The sequence below is a fragment of the Alteromonas lipotrueae genome, from assembly GCF_019249215.1.
GTDB lineage: Bacteria > Pseudomonadota > Gammaproteobacteria > Enterobacterales > Alteromonadaceae > Alteromonas > Alteromonas lipotrueae.
The window spans coordinates 1-20,817 of record NZ_JAESDI010000023.1; the positions used below are offsets into that span (position 1 = coordinate 1).

Sequence of the window (20,817 nt, forward strand, 5' to 3'; positions counted from 1 at the left end):
AGAGCCATTAACTTTCCGGTCTCTGTATTTTAGGCGGTTTTGCTCATCGTACCCAAAGCTTTCAGTAAAGTCTGTTGTACTTGAAGACGCAAAAGCATGGTCTCTTGTTTCTAAATTTCCAAGGTCATCATATGAATAAATTAGGCTATGATAGGGGTTTGCGTAATTTGTCCCTTTTTGAATGTCAAGTGTACTTAACCAGCCTGTATCCGACTCGTATGATTTGTTTTCGGTAACTCCATTACCATACTTCACTTGGTTTACTTGGCCACGATTATTAACTTGGGTCACTTCTTGATAGACTTTGCCGTATTCACGATGGCCGGGCGTTGCATTAATAGTCTTAGATGGGAAACCTAATGCGGTATAAGTTTGCTTAATTGTGAAGTTATTTGCTGGGTATTGAGTGTAATAAAGACGATTTAATTTATCGTAGCCGAACTCAGTTCTGAAACTCTCTCTGTCTATCAATACATCGTTTGTAGCGACTAGCCCCATACTTCTGTAAGTTGTCCTTTCCCTATAAGTAGGTGTGCCGGATGCCGCAGATTTTCCCTTATAATACGCAACTTCGTGCAATTTACCTTTCGCAAAAGCACCTGAGTCGTACAACCAATGGGTAAAACCGTCGCTGTCTTTTCGACTCTTTTTTCTGCCAGCTTTATCATATACAAAACTAGTGACTTGGTTACTGCTATTTTTTTGCTCTACGAGTTCACCAAATGCATTGTATTTATATGACCATGTACCTTTATCCAAATCAGTCATGGCTATTTTTTGACCTAAATCGTTATAATTATTGGTTACTTGTTGATGGCTAGAGGTATTATTCGCATCATATACCTTTACCGACAACAAATCGCCATCTGCTGAGTGTATATAATCTAACTTAGAGGTCTGAACGTCAGTCCCTTTACTATCATCACCTTTACTATCATCAATGTAACCAAACGTAACGGTTTCAATTTCCCCTAAATAATTTCGAATATCTTTGTGGAATAAATTCTTTTCATTTACCGTTTTTACGGTATTTCCGTCGTAAGTCCGTGTTACTTTACCTCTAGGCTTCACTTCTTTGATAACCCGCTTCAGAATATCATATTCGTATGACGTTGAATGGGATGATTTTACATTTAGCTTAGGTTCATAGGTTTTTGAAGGGTTACCGTTGCTGTCATACTCTGTAACAGTGACGGTCCAGCCACCAGCTTTGAAAGCCTGAGTTCTAGACCCAACTTGCCGCCCCCATTTATCAAAAAACACCTGGCTTTCGGGTTTTCCTGGGGAAACGCTTATTATGCGATAGTAAGCTGTTGGAAATAGGCTGCTGGTGTAGCAATCGACGCCTGGGGATGCACAATAGGCTGTATATTGTCGGCTAATAATGGTTGGATCATTAGCGTCTTTTGTCGAAATTCTAGTTTTCTTTTTACCACCAAAATCATCAAAATACACTTCCGATGTTGTACCATTTGGACTAGTAGATATAATTGAGGTTATCCTGCCCTTACTTCCGCCACCATTCCCTACAACAGTAGTTGTAGTTTTATGGTCCAACGAATTGGTAGAACTTACCGCATACTGTCCTCGTTCATCATAGGCAGTCGCTGAGCTTCTCGTTTGAGACAGTGTGCCATTTTTCCCTGACGACCCCGCAGTAGACACCTTAGTTTTGTTACCGAATTTATCATATTCATTCGTCGTCACTAATTTATGACTATTATTGGTAGGATTCACAATCTCTTCTTTTATCATCAAAGAGTCTGAATAGTATTTAAACTCCGATGAGCGATTAACCGTTTTATCGTTCACAGCGCTTCCGTTGTCATAGAGAGTTTTGACAACGGATGAACCACTTAAGCGCCCAAATGTTTTGTATTTAACGTCTGTGCCGTACCTGTTTGTTACTTTCGTTTCCCGATAATATTTACTTGAATTCGTAGGGTGAGGGTGTCGCTCATAAATTTGAGAGGTTAGCTGATTTCCGTATTTGTCGTAACTGAACTCAGAATCGACAACTGATTGCTTTGAGGAATCTGTGAGCGCACTGTTTAAACTGTATGACGTCTCTTTTGAGCTTTTGATATAAGGAAATATACCGCCATTTGCGGTTACTTTAACGCCAAGGGTATTAGTAGCCTCGCTGAGCAAAATGGCTCCTTCACCAAGACCCAATGTTTTCTTCGTAGATTCTGGCATACCCGTATAGGGAAATCGTTGATGATAAACGGTTTCCGTTGCCATAGACGTCTGCAAATCTCGGGTTCGCAGCCGCTTAAAGCCAAGCATACCTCTGCCATTTTTATGAACCAACAAGCTTCCATACTCATAACCTACAGTGTTTGATGTGTTGTCAGTCGTTTTCGTGGAGACAGAAGACACCACAAATAAACCGGATTGGGGAGCAAAATAATTTTTATCTGGCGAGATACTACTATTATCAATAGAGAGACGATTAATGTAGTCATATTCGACGTCAGTTTCAACACCAAAGGAAGAAGTGAACCTAATGATAACATTTTCAGGTACTCCAGACAGTCCAGCAAAATTAACGAACCATTCGCTATCAATATTACTACTCTTACTCTGAAATAGATCTACCTTCCCGTCACCATTAGCATCACCGAATTGGAAGGTTTTATTTTCATCAAAATCAAACTGCCCTCGTTTCTCTAAGGTCACTTTTGTGTGGTCGTCTGCATCAACTCGAGTGAAAAATACATTCCATATAATATTATCTTTAGTACTTACTGAATTAGGTAACAGAAGCTCCGCTTTGCCGTCTTGATTAACGTCGACAAACCTTACCAAGGAATTATACTTTTCTTCTGCTTCGGTAGTTTTTAACTTTTTTAACTCTGATAGTTCGTTTCCATTTGACAACTGATAGCTCAAGCTATCCGAGGTTATAATTACCAAATCACTTAAGCCATCACCATTCAGATCGGCGATGTGATAATTGGCGAGGTTTTTTTCACTATCTGTTAAGGGCTGCGATTCAAATGTAAGAGTACCATTGTTCGAATCTTTCGTTATAAGTATTAGCGCTTTTTGAGAATGAATCGTAGCGCTGCCATAGCCATAGGAAAACGTTTTCTTCTGGGTAACTATTAAATCTGAACGACCATCACCATTAATATCCATTGCTGGCGCATTTCCTATAGAAATCTTACCCTCATCTATAACGGGGAAATCACCTAGATCTTTCGCAATACTAAAATCCCCATTGCCTTCGTTTTCATAGTACTTTATTAAGTAGTTTGAGCCCTCCTTCTGCAAAAAAACAATGTCGCTCAAAGCATCGCCATTAATATCAAGTATTTTGACGTTACCTATTAGCCCAATCGCTTTTTTTTTCAAGGATTTACTCTTACCTTTGACGTATTTACACTCTTCGTTACAATTTTCCTTAACGTTGATGTCTTTACACTCTTCGCAGTACGAAATTGCAACCCAATCGTTATTTTCTGATTGAGCCACCAACAAATCAAGAATACCATCTCCGTTGTAATCTATTATTTGAGCATTTTCAGCACCGTGGCTTGTCCCTTTATATTTAAAAATGACTTTGGTACTATTATAGTCGGGGCCCAATTTTACATTCCAGCTTGTGTTACCAAAATAGACAATATCGGCGTAACTATCGCCATTTATATCGAAAACACGCGAGCTCATAGGATTTTGGCCTAGCGTTATTTTTTCAGGAGTTTCATTAAAAACTTTAAAAGAAGCACTTTTTTTTCTTGTTTTCCATTTAAATGTCAATGGTTTTAAACATGAATCACTAACACATTCCTTAATTTTTTCAAGGGTATGTTCTTGTTCGAAGTTTTTATCCTGCCGGTAGCTAAGTGTGTAAGTTCTAAACTCCTTTTCATCTGCATAAATAACCACTTTATCTAATAGCTTATCATTCGAAACAGGATTCCCGGCTATCCATCCTACCGAAGCTTCAGGGTTATCTTTATATTCATATTCCACTCGGTTATATGGATTTTTGCCTTTAACTAGATTTCCTGTATATTGAATTTCCTTTAAATAGTGTTGCCCCTTGGTTGTATCTTCTTCATACTTATAAAGTATGTAATTGCCTTTTACATCCTTAATGGCCTTTAAAGCCCACATTCGCGCTTTATTACTATTTGTAGTTAGTTCTACGAAACTATCGTTACCAATATCAACTTTTCCATCACTTCCCATAAAATCAGTGAGTAGTGCCTTTCCATTAATTCTTGTGTTACCTGTTACAAAGTCTAAACGACCGTAATAATGTATCTCTCCAGATTTAGTTTCTACGGTAAAGGCTTTTAAGTAAGTTTTGGGGCAGCCACCTTTTGAGTTACTTTTGGGGCAGTTATTATAATGCGGAACAATATGGCTAAAACTATCTAATTCCGTATGGTAGGCATCCGCCGACCAATAGTCGCTGTCTGTCACATTATTCTTATCTGATGTTTTCGAGATAACATCTGAGATATCTTTATTAAGACTCTTGTTTGTAACGAGCCTCTGACCGTCTAAGCACAGTCGGTCACCCTGATCAAATCGCACACCTGCAATACTGCCATCTTGAGCAAAATTCTTTGGACAGCGAGTGATTATAGAACCCCCAAAAATATTCCAACCTTTACCTACAAGACCATTTCCACCGCTACTTGAATAAGACAGACCTAAACTGGGTTGAACGCCCGCCGTTCCCTTGGGCAAAGAGAAAGGCACTTGATACGTTGCTGCTCCCATTTCATTCACTCTAAATTCAGCGCCGGTAGCGTGCACATGATCGTATTTAGACTCACTGGGAAAAAGTTCACTGATAACCCCCGTATTCACAACCTCAACAGAAGCGGATTCGACCTTCGAGCAAGCTAAATTTCCCGATGTAAATGCAGAAACATTACACCCGTTGCCCGTCATACATGCTGATACTTCTACGCTAAAATTCCCTTCCCCAACGCCAGGCGCAATAATATTGTTGCCTTGCGCTGCTACTTCACTTGCTGTTGAGCATTGCCATTCAGTTTCACTGTTTACTACACGAAAATAAAAGGCCTCAGTATTAGCAGAAGAGCCTACACTCAAAGAAATAGACCGGCCTCGCTGGTAACTGCTGTAGTTAAAATCTTCTAATGCGGGTAACGGCGTAAATATTTTCATTTCTCCCACACTAATTGGCACCAAGGTCGAGCTAGAGGCATTGGGTGAAATTAGCAACGACGCTAACCCTAAAATAAAATATCTTTTCAACAAACAGATACCCATCTTGAATTCCTTATAAGCAAACTGAACTTCCTTTTAAACAGAGTCAGTTGAATTTTTTAGTTTTCATGAAATTTTAATTTTTTACCACAGCAATCTGGGGCACTTTGATAGTAGCCCCCCTAAATTGTCTGGGTTAAAAATATAATCCGAATAGGCCCTAGTCATTCATCACTCTAAATCTCTCGAGTTTATCTATCGACCCAATTGTGTCGACTAAGTGGACCGCTATTGCTGCTTTGTTGTGAGTAGTTTGTGCTACCAACGCAAGCGATAGCATATGTTGGCAGCCTACGCTTTCTAGCTCGCACACAACTCTGTCAGAATTAATGGTAGGATTTTTAGTATTTTTGGCAGTCTTCAGAGCTGAATTATTTTCAAAAAATACATAGACTAGTCCTTTCTCTGCATATACTTCTACAGCTTTCACGCGTAGATCATCTATGAGACTCGATACTACTTCCTTTTCCTCTGCCTCTGTAGGTAGCGAAAACATACACACTAGTAACATACCTAACGAATTCAGAATAATTTTCATTTTCTATTTTTCCTTTTTAGTTGATTGCAACCTATTTCAGATTTCTTCCGTTCATATCCTAAATAACTGATCCTAACTCTGCTTCATCTTCGCGATTCCATGCTGGTTGCCTGGAAATGGCGATGCGGTTTCCATAAATCGACGTACTCGTTGCAGCAACTCCCACATTTCAGTACATCTATGATTGCGGGTTACGGTTTCATGTAACGCATGCCACAACTTTTCAATTCTATTAACCCAAGGGTTGTAGACTGGTTGGAACAGCAAGGCAAATTTGGGATTCTGCTTCAGCCATGCCTGCGTCTTTTTGCTTTTATGAATAATGTAATTGTCCACAATCAGCGTGATGGTTTTTGCCTTCCGATACGTTTTTCTTAAATGTTCCATTAGCCGGATAAATATCTCAGAGCATTTTGAGTGTCGCCCCACGTAAAGCACTTTGCCTGTGCCGGCATTTAACGCGCCGGCCAGATAGTATTTTTCATTTTGTCCTGGCGTTGGGACTAACCGCTGTTTTCCTCTGAACCCCCAATCCGCACCTATTTTGGGATTCAGATGAATATCCACCTCATCCTCGTAAAACACCGGATGTTCGGCAGAACACTTCTCAAGCGCGGCTTTAATCGCTGCCAGTTTCTCTTCCTTGTGTGGATCTCTTATCCGCAAAGTAGGAGCTGCTCTACGCCAAACAATACCGAGTTCTGGCATCCACCGCCGTAAAGTCGAGCTGTGTATACGGATCCCAGTATTCTCATGAATGACCTTCGCCAGTAATTCCGAACTCCATCGGCTACGCTGATAACCTAGATCTTGTGGTGTCCATGGAATCAGCAAGAAGAGTAACTGCACTATGATGTCACCCGGCAAATAAGCCGGTTTGCCATGCTCGGCATCTTTTAAACCGTCTATTCCTGATTCTTCATACCACTTGCACCAGCGACTGACCGAAGAACGTGCTGCACTCAGCAATAACGCAACCTGCTTACGGGACTGGCCCTTGTGAACCAAAAGCACAGCATTTGCCCGACGACTAAAGCGTTTATCCTTACTGCGTTGAACGATTTTTTCTAAACGGCGTCGCTCAGCCCGGTCAATCAATGCTATTCTGATCATGCTCAGTGTGGTTCTCGGTAATTTCTTTTTGGCGATTGATCTGATCGCAGAAATCACACTGAGTTCCCTCTATGGGGTGATCTACACTTAGGAACAGTTATTTAGTGTGCGTCAAAGCACTCTTTAAAACTTTTTACATCCTCTAAATTGCTCTATAGACGCAAGCGATTCAATTACCGTATTCACACTAAAGCTAGGGAGCTAAATCTAAAAAATGAAATGAATGAAATGTAATGTTATAATATAACAATTAAAAATACACGTAAAATGTAACTAATTAACCTGAACTCGGTTTAAGAAATTGAACTAAATGCCTGTTCCAAGATCCGGTCTTTTATAGCTTGGTCCCAAATCGTACTTGGGAAGATTCTCAAATACTTTTTCATCGCCCTCTTTAAATGGCTCGAAAGCCATTGGCTTGCTAGAACAAAAGAACAGTTCCGTTTTTTTATCCTCTGGTTTCTTATCTTCTTCATGCATTCTTGTCTCCTGTATCAGCTTACTAGCGCATAAAAAAGCCGGCCCCTCCATGGGCCGGCAGTTGCTTAACTACGAGGTTTAACCTATGTTTTGATTAAACAATATTTGGCATATCTAGCCAAAAGAGAAAACCTTAAAGGTTTACCGTCACTGGCGCAGAGCATGCTGATGTTTCGTCACATACCATATAAGTATATTCACCAGGTTGAACATCTCGACTTCTGTCATGATAGCGGCCAGCACGATAGCCGCCAGCGTTGCTCACTTCCTCAAGCAATTCACCGTTGCGATAAATCATAACGGTATCTGCCATTGAGCCGCTGTACGATAAGTCAACTCTTATTGAACCGAAATTAGTCAGCATAGCGCGGTCAATTTCTGCAACAATGTTGCTATCAGAAACGGCTACAGTTTCAGTAGCGACATCTGTCTGCCCCTCTGAATCAGTTACCGTTAGCGTGACATCGTAAGCGCCAGTCTCCGCATATACGTGGGTAGGGCTTTCTTCTGTTGATGTTGCGCCGTCACCAAAGTCCCAGCTATAGCTAACAATATCGTCGTTGACATCACTGCTGTTGTTAGTCACACTGACCGATAAGCCAGAAGCAGAAGCATCGTAAGTAAATGCTGCGTTTGGCGGTGTTGCCCCCACTTCTCCAATGCCAGTAACTACTAGGCTCCAATCGTTTACTGTTCCGTTATCGCCAATACTGGTATCAAGTACCTTCAAGGTCCAGTCACCTGTTGCCCCTTCGCCTTTAAATGCGGTGGAATTGTAGCTTTCAACAATGTCGTTAGTCTTGTCGCCTTCGTATTGGCGCAGAATGGCAGTGGTACCTTGAGGAGAGGTAAGCGAGAGCACCAAATCACCGCTATAGGTATGAGTAATATCTACCGAAGCCTGCATACCGAATACGGTTAAATTATCTTTATCTGGATCTGGTTCTGGTTCTGGTATGTTAATAACAAGTTTTACGCTCTTACCATCTATAGTTGGAACGGCTTTGCCCAAGTAATGATAAGGGAAGTCTTTGAGACCCTGAGGGTAAACATACAAGTTTGCCGACCTGGACTTTTTAATCTCGCCATTCTCGCCATTCTCGTCACTCTCGCCGTTAACGGTAAAGCGGTAGTGTCCCCACGGCGTGTCTTTAGTGGTTTTAACCGTGAGTGCTACAGTATCGCCAGGCATTGCCGTCTTGGCACTTAGGAAAGCATTGTCGCTCTCTTCAGCAAGCGATAGCTTAACCTTTTCCTTGTAGCCAGCAATAGAACCGACTTCGATGTTGAAGGTATAAGCTTTGCCCGCTTCAATCTCAGCAGAGACCGGCGTCATACCGAGCTTAAAGCTTGGCGTAGAAACTGTATTTTCAAGGGCATTATACACATTCACCCGGTTGCCCGACACTGTGCGGCTGGCAGCCCATAGGCTGGCTTCACCGTATGTCATCAATAACTCTTTCATTTCTGAAGGCGTAAGCTCCGGGTTATACGACCATACTAACGCCGCGGCACCAGTAACGTAAGGTGTTGCCATCGACGTACCTGACTTCACCTTATATCTATTGTGTGGAATTGTTGATAAAATTGCCGAGCCCGGCGCGGCAATATCTACGCTTTTAATGCCGTATGAATAGCCACTATCCTCGTCGTTACTCGTGATACTGGCAACAGCTATCAAGCTGTTAGTCTCCTCGTCGTTGTCATTCTTCGTCACATAACTAGACGGGTAATGGGGCAGCTCTGCGGTGTCGTTGTCTTGCTTTGCGTTACCCGCTGCAGCAACGAACAGTATGCCTGCTTGCGCAGCGGTGTTAATGGCATTTTCTAGCGCTTCACTGTAGCCGCCGCCACCCCAGCTGTTATTGATCGCTTTAATATTTATGCCGCGGTTTTTTTTCAAGTCGGTGAAGTAATCAATACACTTTATAGCATTTACTAGAGAGCCTCCGTTTTTCGGAGGGCCTAAGAATTTACATGCAGCAATTGATACGTCATGGTTTACGCCCACCACGCCGATACTGTTGTCGCCAACAGCACCAATGATACCTGCGACGTGCGTCCCGTGAGACTGGTCATCCATCGGATCGCTATCCCCGTTTCTGGTATCGATACCGTATACATCGTCGATATATCCGTTACCGTCGTTATCAACGCCGTCGCCGGGTATTTCGCCTGGGTTCATCCATGCATTATCAGCGATATCTACATGGTTGTAGTCGATGCCGCTATCTATAACGCCGATTACCACGTCGCTATCACCCGTTGTGAGATTCCACGCTTCTGGCGCGTCAATATCCACATCGGCAGTACCTTCATTTTCGACTGTATTGTTTAACCCCCAGAGGTACTCGTAATATAGGTCGTTCGGTTCAAGCGCTTCAGGCGCTTCAGACGGTTCAGACGGTTCAAGCGCTTCACGGTACAGGTAGTTTGGCTCTGCAATTTTAACGGCAGGGTCTTTCTTTAATATTTTAATGACCTCTTTGACTGATTTACCGCGAAGCGGGATTTTAGCGATATAACCATTTAGAACGTTCGAAAAGCGACCGTGAATCTCATCGCTATTGGCGTCAATAATATCGTCGTCCACCGATGCACGGGCACGTATTCTTTCTGTTTTGCTTACATTCTCTTTGTAAACCACGATGACGCTATCATCGAAGATTTCGGCTGTTGCGGCATGTGCATGACTAGACGCCATTAGAGGAAGTAGGGCTAATGACAATGCTGAAAGTCTTGTTTTAAAAGGTTTTTTTTTCATAATTAGATTCCATAAATTAGTAATAGTGCTGTTATCACGAAAACTTCTCGCTCGGTCTGATACAACTAACGGTTAAACCATTCCTTTTTAGTTGATTGCAACCCATTTCAGATTTCTTCCGTTCATATCCTAGTGTGCGTCAAAGCACTCTTTAAAACTTTTTTACATCCTCTAAATTGCTCTATAGACGCCAGCGATTCAATTACCGTATTCACACTAAATAAAGCTAGGAAGCTAAATCTAAAAAATGAATTCAACTGCAATGTTATAACATAACAATATTAAAAATACACGTAAAATGTAACTAATTAACCTGAACTCGGTTTAAGAAATTGAACTAAATGCCTGTTCTAAGATCCGGTCTTTTATAGCTTGGTCCCAAATCGTACTTGGGAAGATTCTCAAATACTTTTTCATCGCCCTCTTTAAATGGCTCGAAAGCCATTGGCTTGCTAGAACAAAAGAACAGTTCCGTTTTTTTATCCTCTGGTTTCTTATCTTCTTCAGGCATTCTTGTCTCCTGTATCAGCTTACTAGCGCACAAAAAAGCCGGCCCTTCGACGGGCCGGCAGTTGCTTAACTACGGGGTTTAACCTATGTTTTGATTAAACAATATTTGGCATATCTCGCTAAAAGAGAAAACCTTAAAGATTTACCGTCACTGGCGCAGAGCATGCTGATGTTTCGTCACATACCATATAAGTATATTCACCAGGTTGAACACCTCGACTTCTATCGTGATAGCGGCCAGTGTTGCTCACTTCCTCAAGCAACTCACCGTTGCGATAAATCATAACAGTATCTGCCATCGAGCCGCTGTACGATAAGTCAACTCTTAGTGAACCGAAACGAGACAGCATAGCGCGGTCAATTTCTGCAACAATGTTGCTATCAGAAACGGCTACAGTTTCAGTAGCGACATCTGTCTGCCCCTCTGAATCAGTTACCGTTAGCGTGACATCGTAAGCGCCAGTCTCCGCATATACGTGGGTAGGGCTTTCTTCTGTTGATGTTGCGCCGTCACCAAAGTCCCAGCTATAGCTAACAATATCGTCGTTAACGTCACTGCTGTTGTTAGTAAAGCTGACCGATAAGCCAGAAGCATCGTAAGTAAATGCTGCGTTTGGCGGTGTTGGCCCTACTTCTCCAATGCCAGTAACTACTAGGCTCCAATCGTTTACTGTTCCGTTATCGCCATTAAAGGTATCAAGTACGTTCAGTGTCCAATCGCCTGTAGCAACTTCGCCGTTAAATGCGTCGGTATCGTAGCTTTCAACAATGTCGTCAGTACCACCGCCTTGGTTTTGGCGCAGAACGGTAGTTGTACCTTGAGGAGAAGTAAGCGAAAGCACCAAGTCACCGCTATAGGTATGAGTAATATCTACCGAAGCCTGCATACCGAATACGGTTAAATCATCAGGTATGTTAATAACAAGGTCTACGCCCACATCATCCGGATCTTCTTCGTTAGGAAGAGTTGGAACGGGGTCGCCCGAGTAACCATAAGGGAAGTCATTGAGACCCTGAGGGTAAACATACAAGTTTGCCGACTTGGACTTTTCAATCTCGCCACTCACGCCGTTAACGGTAAAGCTGTACTGTCCCCACGGCGTGTCTTCAGCGGTTTCAACCGTAAGTAATACAGTATCGCCAGGCATTGCAGTGTTAGCACTTAGGGAAGCAATGTCGCTCTCTTCAGCAAGAGATAGCTGAATCTCTTCCTCGTAGCCAGCAATAGAACCGACTTCGATGGTAAAGGTATAAGCTTCGCCCGCTTCAATCTCAGCAGAGCCCGGCGTAATACCGAGCTTAAAGCCTGGCGTAGGATCTGCTTCTTCAAGGGCATTTAGCACATTCAACCGGTTGCCCGACACTGTGCGGCCGTCAGCCCATAGGCTGGTTTCACCGGTTGCCATCAATAACTCTTTCATTTCTGAAGGCGTAAGCTCCGGATTTAGCGACCATACTAACGCAGCGGCACCAGCAACGTGAGGCGTTGCCATCGACGTACCTGAATAAGCCGCATAACTATCGCCTGGAATTGTTGATAAAATTGCCGAGCCCGGCGCGGCAATATCTACGGTTTCAATGCCGTATGAATAGCCACTATCGCTGTCGTTACGTGTGATACTGGCAACAGCCATCAAGCTGTTAGTCGTCGTCACATAATTAGACGGGTAGTTATCGACGTTGTCGTTGTTTGACCCTGCGTTACCCGCTGCAGCAACGAACAGTATGCCTGCCTGCCCAGAGACTTCAATGGCAGTTTCTAGCACTTCACTGTAGCCGCCGCCACCCCAGCTATTATTGGTCGCTTTAATGTTTATGCCGCGGTTTTCTTTTAAGTCGGTAAAGTAATCAATACACTCTATAGCCCCTGCTGTAGAGCCTGTGCCATCGGCGCCTAAGAATTTACATGCAGCAATTGATACGTCATGGTTTACGCCCACCACGCCGATACCGTTACCGCCTACAGCACCAATGGTACCTGCGACGTGTGTACCGTGAGAGTCATCATCAATCGGATCGGTATCTCCGTTTGCAGTGTCGATACCATATACATCGTCGATATATCCGTTACCGTCGTCATCAATGCCGTTTCCTGGTATTTCACCTGGGTTCATCCATGCATTATCAGCGATATCTTCATGGGTGTAATCAACACCCGAATCTATTACGCCGATCACCACGTCACTGTCACCGGTGGTGATATCCCACGCTTCTGGCGCATCAATATCCACGTCGTCAGTACCGCCGGCTTGGCCTGTATTGTTTAACCCCCACAAGTCACCGTAAGACGGGTCGTTCGGCACAAGAGCTTTACGGTACAGGTAATTTGGCTCTGCAATTTTAACGGCAGGGTTTTTCTTTAGTGTTTCAATGGCATCTTTAACTGATTTACCGCGAAGCTGGAGCTTAGCGATACGACCATTTAGAAGGTTCGAAAAGCGATCGTCAATCTCATCTCTATTGGCGTCGCTAATTCGAGCACCCACCGATGAACGGGCACGCATTTTTTCCGCTTTGCTTACATTCTCTTTGTAAACCACGATGACGCTATCATCGAAGATTTCGGCTGTTGCGGCATGTGCATGACTAGACGCCATTAGCGGAAGTAGGGCTAATGACAATGCTGAAAGGCCAGTTTTAAAAGGCTTTGTTTTCATAATTAAATTCCATAATTAGCAATAGTGCTGTTATCACGAAATCTTCTCGCTCGGTCTGATATAACTAACGGTTAAAACATATAACGAAAATTCACGAAGCTGCCACCTTTATCGTAAAAAATTGAATAAAAATACAACTTAACCACTAGGTAAATACGGTGGAAAAGATGAAAACTAGTACTTAACTATTAACCCCGCGTCACTTTTTTTAGGTGTTTCTTTCGAGTGAAAAAACTCGAGTACGTTTTTCCAACAACACAAAGGTAATTGTCTGGTCTTACCAATGGTGACGATTGCACATCGCTTCAGTGTGAAACTAGTACTATGGTATGACCTTTAATCGTTAAGACGCTGATTCGGCGAGTAGGACGTGTTTTGTATCTGTAATAAATACAACTTATTGGTGATAGATTCTAGCTGTTTTAAGGAGTGTTATAGAGGGGTCACCTTTGTTGTTAATCAAGGAAGTAGTCGTTCTCATGGACAAGAAGTTAGAGGTTAAAAAGCGCCAACTTGCTAAGAGTGTAGCGACCTTCAAGCGCGCAATATTCTTTGCTTTTACGGGGTGTAGTCTTCTAACCGTAAACCTTCCAACACATGCTCAACAGTCCGATTTATCAACAAGCTCCGACATGGTGGAATCTTCTCTTTCAATGAGTCTGAATGCCCAAGCTATTACGATAGATGATGAAACGGTCTTCATCTCTGTCAGCCAGTTTGGGTTAAATAACATAACTAACATCATTCAAAGCGGTAACGGCGCACACCTATCAAATGTTGTTCAAAATGGCAGTAATAATGAAGCGATAATCACCCAACTTGGAGAGGGAAATGTCGTGAATTTATTGCAGCAAAACAACAACAATTACTTCGAGATTATCCAAGATGGGTTTGACAATGTTGCCAATGTTAATCAACTGGGTGAGCAGTCTTTTACTGTTTATCAGATAGGGAACGAAATGGTAATTAACATCACGCAATACAAAGAATGATGCAATTGCCATAGGGAGACAAACGTGAAAATGAAAAAAACAAAAATAGCGAGTGCATTGCTTTTAGTAGCAGCGACAGGGTGGGCGTCAGCTCAAGAGATTCCAGCGAGCAAATCAGTCGACTTTAATGCTTCAGCGGATTTCATTGTTGCAGCAGAAGGTAATGAGATTACGCTAACCCAAACGGCGCCAGAAGGGAACGAGGTAGGCAATGAGTCTATTTTAAGTCAGGAGGGCGACCTTAACGCTATTGTGGTTGAGGTAATCGGTGATGCCAACGAAGTTCTGGCATCCCAAATGCAGTCGGGCAATACATTTTATGCAAGTGTAATTGGTAACGGTAACTTCTTGGAGTCTGAGCAAGACAGTTTAAACAGCACGGCAGAGTTCATTGTCGAGGGCGATGATAACCTAGTTTCACTTGTGCAATTAGGCGACGGTGGACCATTTGGCTTTATTTTCAGCCGCTCTATAAACAGCATAGCGGGTAGCGGCAACACATTATCTGTGTATCAAGGTGATGGTGGTAACTGGGCTAACAATGCGATTGCAGGAAACGATAACACTGTCTTTGTAGATCAAAGTGGCGACTGGCATGAGTCTTACGTTCGTGAACTAAGTGGCGTCGCCAACCTTATCGATGTCATCCAAGACGGGTATTACAACATTTCTGATTTAACGGTGGTAGGTTCTGATAACGAGGTTGAAGTTGACCAAGACGGTGATGAAAATCTTATTACTTGGAACATGGTTGGCGACGGCAACGTACTTGAATTTGAACAAGACGGTGACGGTAATGAGATTGCCACAGGTGTGTTCGAAGGCTCAGATAACGAAGTGAATATCGACCAAATTGGCGATGTTAACCTTGCTACGGTTGAAACGATTGGCGGGGGAGTTAATACGTTTGAAATTAATCAAGTGGGTGAAGGAAATGTAGCCTACGCAGGCGTTATTGGCTTGTTCAATGAGTTTGACCTAACGCAGGTAGGTGATGCCAACGAAATAAGTACAGTGAACTTTGATGGTTGGTTTAATACAGTTGAAATAGAGCAAGACGGTGATGCTAACTTAGCGCTGGCGCAAGCCGGTATTGGTGATGCAGCGTATATCGCAGATGCCAACTTAATTGAAATGTCTCAAGAAGGTAATGAGAATATAGCGTCAGTTGAGTTAGCGCGTGATATCACATCAAGTGGCAACGAGATTATGGTTGCCCAAACGGGTGAACTAAACTTGTTGGATTTACTGGTTAATGGTAATGACAATGTCATCAGCGTTATGCAAGAAGGTGCAGGTAACTGGGTAACGGATGATATGGGTGGCCAGTTTGTTATTGCGGGTGATATGAATACGTTTGAAGTAACGCAAATGGGTAACGACAACCTAGTAACTGGTAGTATAACTGGCAACGGCGGCACTGTAAGTGTTACGCAAGTTGGTGATTACAACGTAGCTACAGTTGTTCAGATGTAAGCATGAGTAGCCGGGCACTAGCCCGGCTTATTTTTAAAATAATGAAGTACTTGTATCGTTTCTCTCTTTTCACGCTGTTTTTTAGTGTGCTCTTTTCTCCGATTCATGCAGAAGAAATTCGGCTGGGTGGACTGTTGTTAGATAACAGCATTAGCCGGCAGGGCCATGAATTTGCCTCTAAAATTAGCCAATATTGGCGCGAAGTTCCTGATAGTTCAGGTAAAAACCTAGTCGTTAAAGAAATTATTGTGCCGCAAGCAGGAACATTACTCTCTGTGGTATACGACAATAAAGTGGTTTACCAGACATACATGGGGCGACGCCAAGTACCGTTAGATGAGAAAGTTCAGCAGGCTATCATTTTAGTCTTAGACGCTGTCGCGAACGCAAGTATAGATAGTAGAAGCCCAGATTTAGCAGGGGATGAATGGTAATGAAGAAAAGGACGTTAATCACCGCATTAATAACCTTGGGGGCTGTATTTCAGTTCAGTGCCTTTGCAACAGAGTTGGTCTATGAGCCTATTAACCCATCGTTTGGTGGCAACCCACTTAATGGGTCATTTTTACTTAGCAAAGCTAATTCGCAGAATGCGCATAGCGCACCGCTAAGTGAGCGCTCTTATGATGAACGCTTACAAGAGTCTCTTGAGCGTGCGTACATTAATCGTATTGTTCGCGAAATTACTGACATCGCCTTTGGCGAGCAGGAATATGACGAAGATGGAAACCCCATAGATAGTATATTTAACCAAGACAGCATATTCGTCAGTGGTGATTTTCAGGTAGAGCTGATTACCAGTAACCCTGATAGCATTGTAGTGAATATTACTAACCTGCTGACAGGTGAAGTTACGGTTGTCGAAATTCCACGGTTTGGGTAGGGAAACACATGAGAAGTACCATATTTTTATTATTGGCTATAGCACTTTCTGGCTGCCAATCAATTACCAACACGCTGCCGCCAGATACGACTGCGGCAGGGATTATTAAAGACAGCGAAACCCTATCGGAAGTAAAAAGCTTACCCGCACCTATGGGGCAAATCCCCGTTTCCGTTTATGCGTTCAGAGACCAGACAGGCCAGTACAAACCCAGTACGGGGGCCAGTTCTTTTTCTACCGCTGTAACGCAAGGTGCTACTTCGATTCTTGTTCAAACCCTGAGTGAAACATCGTGGTTCTTACCTGTAGAACGTGAAGGTTTACAAAACATTCTTACCGAGCGAAAAATTATCCGTGCAGATGAAAACAACGGTGGTGATTTGCCCCCGCTTACCACGGCTAGAATCATTATTGAAGGCGGTATAATCAGCTACGATACGAACATTCGTACAGGGGGCGCTGGCGTGGAATATTTTGGCATTGGTGCGAGCGAACTATTCAGAGAAGACCAAATATCTATTTATATGCGAGCGGTTGATGTAAGAACAGGGCAAGTACTAGTGTCGGTTTCTACCTCTAAGAAAGTCTTGAGCCAAGAAGTAAGAGCTGGGCTCTTTAGGTACGTATCGCTAAAGCGCCTGCTTGAAGCTGAGACAGGGTATACCACCAATGAACCTATGTTCGAGTGCGTTAAGCAAAGTATAGAAAAAGCGGTGACCGAATTGGTGCTGCAGGGCATGGAAAAGGGCGTATGGCGCGCTAAAGCGTAGACGGCATACGCTTGTACGTTGAGTATTTAGTAACTTACTTGCTGTGGCTGACTAAACTGATGATCGAGCCACTTAATGAGTTCTACGCGGTTGCGGCAGTCAGTCTTCCTGAAAATACTGTACACATGAGTTTTCACCGTATTGACGCTGATGTGTAAACAATCCGCAATCTCTTGATTTTGCGCGCCATCTGCAATTTTACGAGTGATGGCCAGCTCTCTTTTCGTTAACACCGTAGTGGATGACTGAAGAGCCGCGACTGATTTAGTCTTTGCAGCAAGGTTTGCATCGATATAGCGGCTCATTATCTCCCGGCTATACCATTTGTTGGCTGCTTGCACTTGCTGAACCCCGCGAACGAGTAATTCCAAATTGTCTTCTATATGAAAAATGCCGTTTATTCCATGCTGAAGCGCAGCGTAATGAAAATCTACATCGGCTAGTGGAACATTGAAAATAACTTTGTTCAAATCGGGATAATCATTAACAACGGGCAAGTTGAGCATGGCGACTGAATCGCAATAATGGGCGTCTATAAAGAAGGTATAGGTGTAGTTTAAAACGCTACATGGTGGGTGTATAGCACCACTGGTAACGCTGAATCCACACGACGGTAAAATACTAAGGAATCGTTCATAAGCTTCGTCCCTTCCTGTATTTTCGCCGTAACTATTTCTTGTTAGTACGAACGCTTGATGTGACATGAAAGCTCCTTTTCGTGATTATCAACCTTACGAACTTTACAAAGTCTTTACAATACTCTAATGGCCTTACTTGACCGACCAAAGCGTAACAAAATGTAACAGTGAAAAAGACCTATAAGCTTGGCTTCAAAGCCCCATGGCTTAACTCTTTGAATTCTGCGGAATAGGTTTTTCTGGTTTTCTTTGGGGATGTCATTATTCACCTCTGTGAGTCAGTTTACTCACTTAATGAGGTGTCCAAAACTATTGGATCAGATCATACCGATAGCTACGGTGGTCGTTGGAACAATGAGCAGCTTTCTATTCGTCGCGCCGATGAGATTAAACTGTATTTCACCTCACTGGGTGTACAGGAAGACCGTATAGCAATTACGGGGCATGGTGAGAAACGTCATATTGCGCCAAATGATACACGAGAAAACCGCGCACAAAACCGAAGAGTTGTGGTACGGCTTTCTAAATCCTAGTTTTGGGGCAAGTTAAGTGAACAACACTTGATTTCTAGCGCTAAATCAAATTTGACAGTGAAAGGCCAATTAGCGGCCTATCATGAGTGTACTGGTCTAATGGAGCTGGATAGTGAATTGAGAAACAATACTCGTCAGATCAATGAGGTGAAGAATGACCCAGAAAAGAGCTAACAAACGCTATCCCAAAGAATTTAAAGAAGAGGCAGTGGCTTTGGTACGAGAACAAGGTTATACCGTGCCTCAGGCCGCTGAGGCCCTTGTCATTTAATACTAAAGAGCAGATAGTCGTTTTCTTAGCGATTAAAGAGTTAGAATCATTGCGACTTTATCATTAATGAGACTAATAATCTCCAAAAAAACAAATGCTTGGGGCTATACCCAATATTCTGCACTTTCGTTTAGGTTTTTAATCACGACGAAGACCTGCAAGCTCCCGCCGTGTAAAAGAGTGACACTGCATTATCTATGTCTTACCCTTTTACCTTGCTTCAAATTTCTCATAAACACCTCTAAAGAAGGCTATTTTACTTACTAAAAGATATATAACTAACTAGGGAAACTGCGAATAAGTCCTGCAATTTAGCTTTTGAGCGAGGCTTTGACTCGCCGTCTAATTTTTGAACGTTAAATTTCCAATTTCGGCCAATATACTCACCTTTTAGGCCTGATTTCGGCCCATTCCCGGATTTCAGACAGATCTTGGCTGTCGCCTTAACATCTGGTCGACTTTAAACAGGTTCGCTAAAGTGAATAGCATGGCTAACTGTGAGTCATTTTTCATCAGGCCTTTGTACCGTGCTTTGATGAAGCCAAACTGACATTTGATAATGCGAAACGGATGCTCTACCTTTGCCCGGATGCTGGCTTTTAAGTATTCGATGTTAATGGCCGTTTTGTTTTTGACTAGTTACGCCCCTTTTATGATGTAGCCCCCTAATGTAGGGCCTTGCAGTTCACTTAGGGGGAATTTATGGTTAAGGCGCAGGGTGGTAAGGGAATGATGAGTGATGAACTGTAATCAACATTTTGTCATCAGCATTTTTAATATAACTGAAAGTAAATTCAGCTTTCGTTTCTTTTCCCGTTTTCGCATCAGTAAAGTAGTAATTCCCCATTGCTGTTGCTGAATCAAAATAGATGATAATGCCTGTATTTTCAAAACGTACTTTGTTCCAAGGTTGAATTGCGAAGCCATGATCTTCAGGAACAACACCTGTGACAAAATAGGAAACGGCCTCATCCTTTTTCAGGCGAAATTGATTCGACGAGGCCCTTGTAGGCTTAAATAATACCGTTCCCTCATTATAGGCATAAAGTGTATCTATGGTTTTCGCTGCTAGCGCTTTATAGTCTGCATGAGAAGAGTAAGACTTACCGATTGCAACAATCGCGTCACCCCAAACCTTTTCAGCATTTAAAACATCTTGCTTGGTTATATCATTCGCAGCATCGACATTTAAAACAAGACCAAGAGCCAATATACTGACTGCCACTAATTTACGAAACATATTTTTTACCTCTGTGTTTAATGGTTAATAATTTGAAATAAAGTCACGCAGTAATTGCGTGTTGATGTGTTTGGTTAATGATAGATTTGTCAGAACGTATCTGATTGTAGAGGTGTTTGGCTAAAGTTTTAATTTGAGACTTTCTTATTACTGTTTCACTAAGACCCAAACTTTGCATAATATCCATTACCGATACTACACCTCTTAAAACGCTTTTTTCACTATTTACAATCAAACAATATTTTTGTTCTGCCACGGAATAGTTTGCTGAAAAGAATCCGAGGGAGGAGCGCGTATAAGGTGATTAGGCTCAGGTAATGAAAAAGTAATAGGCGTAATGTGCACATAGATCGGTTTAGGAGAGGTTTGAGGGATAAAAGAAGCACTGCTGGGTAAGAAGGGGTCTAAATTTCCAGTGTCAACACAATCAGCATTTTTAACTTCCAAAACACTGCTGGACGTATTCTCATCAAACCATATTTGTTCAGAGTTAGTCGCAGTACTGACGACTATCCCTAAAGATAGAATCAGTAAGCATAGTGTTTTTCGAATACCGCTAGTTGACATTAACTACTCGTTAATACTGTAGAACGATAATCTATAGGTCTTCCTTTCGATAATAAGTTCAATACAATTTGGAATTTATTTATAAGGGGTACTTGAACCATCTTTTCTAAAATTATCATAGAGCGCTAC

The 20,817-nt window shown here is 42.5% G+C and carries 16 protein-coding genes and 2 pseudogenes; 7 read left to right on the forward strand and 11 right to left on the reverse strand.

Going from position 1 to position 20,817, the window contains the following annotated elements; all coding sequences use genetic code 11:
• The 7 genes from JKP82_RS19510 to JKP82_RS19540 all read right to left on the reverse strand — a co-directional run.
• Window positions 1-5,259, reverse strand: a 5,259-nt coding sequence (locus JKP82_RS19510; protein ID WP_218398367.1) for an FG-GAP-like repeat-containing protein, incomplete at its 3' end; no start/stop codon positions are given.
• A 157-nt stretch (window positions 5,260-5,416) separates the two neighbouring features.
• On the reverse strand, window positions 5,417-5,794 hold the full coding sequence (locus JKP82_RS19515; protein ID WP_218398368.1) for a hypothetical protein: 378 nt from the start codon (window positions 5,792-5,794) through the stop codon (window positions 5,417-5,419).
• 72 nt (window positions 5,795-5,866) lie between these two features.
• Window positions 5,867-6,907: an IS630 family transposase gene (locus JKP82_RS19520; RefSeq protein ID WP_218398410.1), complete on the reverse strand. Its 1,041-nt coding sequence runs from the start codon at window positions 6,905-6,907 to the stop codon at window positions 5,867-5,869.
• Window positions 6,908-7,213: 306 nt separating this feature from the next.
• Window positions 7,214-7,387 (reverse strand): hypothetical protein, encoded by a 174-nt coding sequence (locus JKP82_RS19525; protein WP_218398370.1) that lies wholly within the window; start codon window positions 7,385-7,387, stop codon window positions 7,214-7,216.
• Between the two features lie 133 nt (window positions 7,388-7,520).
• Window positions 7,521-10,151, reverse strand: a complete 2,631-nt coding sequence (locus JKP82_RS19530; protein ID WP_218398372.1) for a S8 family serine peptidase — start codon at window positions 10,149-10,151, stop codon at window positions 7,521-7,523.
• A gap of 337 nt (window positions 10,152-10,488) precedes the next feature.
• On the reverse strand, window positions 10,489-10,662 hold the full coding sequence (locus JKP82_RS19535; protein ID WP_218398374.1) for a hypothetical protein: 174 nt from the start codon (window positions 10,660-10,662) through the stop codon (window positions 10,489-10,491).
• A gap of 133 nt (window positions 10,663-10,795) precedes the next feature.
• Entirely contained in the window at window positions 10,796-13,318 is a 2,523-nt protein-coding gene (locus JKP82_RS19540) for a S8 family serine peptidase (protein WP_218398375.1), read from the reverse strand.
• Window positions 13,319-13,797: 479 nt separating this feature from the next.
• Here JKP82_RS19540 and JKP82_RS19545 point away from each other — a divergent pair, with 479 nt between their 5' ends.
• From JKP82_RS19545 to JKP82_RS19565, 5 genes are read left to right on the forward strand one after another with little or no spacing between them, the layout of a single operon-like run.
• Window positions 13,798-14,310, forward strand: coding sequence for a curlin subunit CsgB (locus JKP82_RS19545; protein ID WP_218398377.1), 513 nt, complete (start codon window positions 13,798-13,800; stop codon window positions 14,308-14,310).
• Between the two features lie 30 nt (window positions 14,311-14,340).
• Window positions 14,341-15,786, forward strand: coding sequence for an autotransporter outer membrane beta-barrel domain-containing protein (locus JKP82_RS19550; protein WP_218398412.1), 1,446 nt, complete (start codon window positions 14,341-14,343; stop codon window positions 15,784-15,786).
• A gap of 2 nt (window positions 15,787-15,788) precedes the next feature.
• Window positions 15,789-16,220, forward strand: a complete 432-nt coding sequence (locus JKP82_RS19555) for a CsgE family curli-type amyloid fiber assembly protein (protein WP_258544443.1) — start codon at window positions 15,789-15,791, stop codon at window positions 16,218-16,220.
• Window positions 16,214-16,669: a curli assembly protein CsgF gene (locus JKP82_RS19560; RefSeq protein WP_023559884.1), complete on the forward strand. Its 456-nt coding sequence runs from the start codon at window positions 16,214-16,216 to the stop codon at window positions 16,667-16,669. The genes JKP82_RS19555 and JKP82_RS19560 overlap by 7 nt, the downstream gene beginning before the upstream one ends.
• Before the next feature lie 8 nt (window positions 16,670-16,677).
• Complete coding sequence (locus JKP82_RS19565; RefSeq protein ID WP_218398378.1) at window positions 16,678-17,439, forward strand: CsgG/HfaB family protein; 762 nt, start codon at window positions 16,678-16,680, stop codon at window positions 17,437-17,439.
• Window positions 17,440-17,465: 26 nt separating this feature from the next.
• Here JKP82_RS19565 and JKP82_RS19570 read toward each other — a convergent pair whose 3' ends face one another.
• A complete protein-coding gene (locus JKP82_RS19570; protein WP_218398379.1) occupies window positions 17,466-18,143 on the reverse strand; it encodes a helix-turn-helix transcriptional regulator in 678 nt (225 codons plus the stop codon).
• A 257-nt stretch (window positions 18,144-18,400) separates the two neighbouring features.
• On the opposite strand from JKP82_RS19570, the pseudogene JKP82_RS19575 reads away from it, so the two are divergent.
• Window positions 18,401-18,610, forward strand: a pseudogene (locus JKP82_RS19575) (OmpA family protein); the annotation flags it as partial.
• A gap of 154 nt (window positions 18,611-18,764) precedes the next feature.
• Complete coding sequence (locus tag JKP82_RS19580) at window positions 18,765-18,881, forward strand: transposase (RefSeq protein WP_218398381.1); 117 nt, start codon at window positions 18,765-18,767, stop codon at window positions 18,879-18,881.
• Between the two features lie 420 nt (window positions 18,882-19,301).
• Here the strand turns inward: JKP82_RS19580 and JKP82_RS19585 are convergent.
• The 3 genes and pseudogenes from JKP82_RS19585 to JKP82_RS19595 form a co-directional block, all read right to left on the reverse strand.
• Window positions 19,302-19,514: pseudogene (locus tag JKP82_RS19585) on the reverse strand (transposase); the annotation flags it as partial.
• A gap of 73 nt (window positions 19,515-19,587) precedes the next feature.
• Window positions 19,588-20,121, reverse strand: a complete 534-nt coding sequence (locus tag JKP82_RS19590; protein WP_218398383.1) for a metal-independent carbonic anhydrase family protein — start codon at window positions 20,119-20,121, stop codon at window positions 19,588-19,590.
• A 231-nt stretch (window positions 20,122-20,352) separates the two neighbouring features.
• Complete coding sequence (locus JKP82_RS19595; protein WP_218398385.1) at window positions 20,353-20,688, reverse strand: hypothetical protein; 336 nt, start codon at window positions 20,686-20,688, stop codon at window positions 20,353-20,355.
• Window positions 20,689-20,817 lie beyond the last annotated feature (129 nt).

Excerpts from the sequence above, each read along its gene's own strand:
- JKP82_RS19515 (WP_218398368.1), bottom strand. The coding sequence starts at position 5,794 with ATGAAAATTATTCTGAATTCGTTAGGTATGTTACTAGTGTGTATGTTT.
- JKP82_RS19520 (WP_218398410.1), bottom strand. The coding sequence starts at position 6,907 with ATGATCAGAATAGCATTGATTGACCGGGCTGAGCGACGCCGTTTAGAA.
- JKP82_RS19525 (WP_218398370.1), bottom strand. The coding sequence starts at position 7,387 with ATGCATGAAGAAGATAAGAAACCAGAGGATAAAAAAACGGAACTGTTC.
- JKP82_RS19530 (WP_218398372.1), bottom strand. The coding sequence starts at position 10,151 with ATGAAAAAAAAACCTTTTAAAACAAGACTTTCAGCATTGTCATTAGCC.
- JKP82_RS19535 (WP_218398374.1), bottom strand. The coding sequence starts at position 10,662 with ATGCCTGAAGAAGATAAGAAACCAGAGGATAAAAAAACGGAACTGTTC.
- JKP82_RS19540 (WP_218398375.1), bottom strand. The coding sequence starts at position 13,318 with ATGAAAACAAAGCCTTTTAAAACTGGCCTTTCAGCATTGTCATTAGCC.
- JKP82_RS19545 (WP_218398377.1), top strand. The coding sequence starts at position 13,798 with ATGGACAAGAAGTTAGAGGTTAAAAAGCGCCAACTTGCTAAGAGTGTA.
- JKP82_RS19550 (WP_218398412.1), top strand. The coding sequence starts at position 14,341 with ATGAAAAAAACAAAAATAGCGAGTGCATTGCTTTTAGTAGCAGCGACA.
- JKP82_RS19555 (WP_258544443.1), top strand. The coding sequence starts at position 15,789 with ATGAGTAGCCGGGCACTAGCCCGGCTTATTTTTAAAATAATGAAGTAC.
- JKP82_RS19560 (WP_023559884.1), top strand. The coding sequence starts at position 16,214 with ATGGTAATGAAGAAAAGGACGTTAATCACCGCATTAATAACCTTGGGG.
- JKP82_RS19565 (WP_218398378.1), top strand. The coding sequence starts at position 16,678 with ATGAGAAGTACCATATTTTTATTATTGGCTATAGCACTTTCTGGCTGC.
- JKP82_RS19570 (WP_218398379.1), bottom strand. The coding sequence starts at position 18,143 with ATGTCACATCAAGCGTTCGTACTAACAAGAAATAGTTACGGCGAAAAT.
- JKP82_RS19580 (WP_218398381.1), top strand. The coding sequence starts at position 18,765 with ATGACCCAGAAAAGAGCTAACAAACGCTATCCCAAAGAATTTAAAGAA.
- JKP82_RS19590 (WP_218398383.1), bottom strand. The coding sequence starts at position 20,121 with ATGTTTCGTAAATTAGTGGCAGTCAGTATATTGGCTCTTGGTCTTGTT.
- JKP82_RS19595 (WP_218398385.1), bottom strand. The coding sequence starts at position 20,688 with ATGTCAACTAGCGGTATTCGAAAAACACTATGCTTACTGATTCTATCT.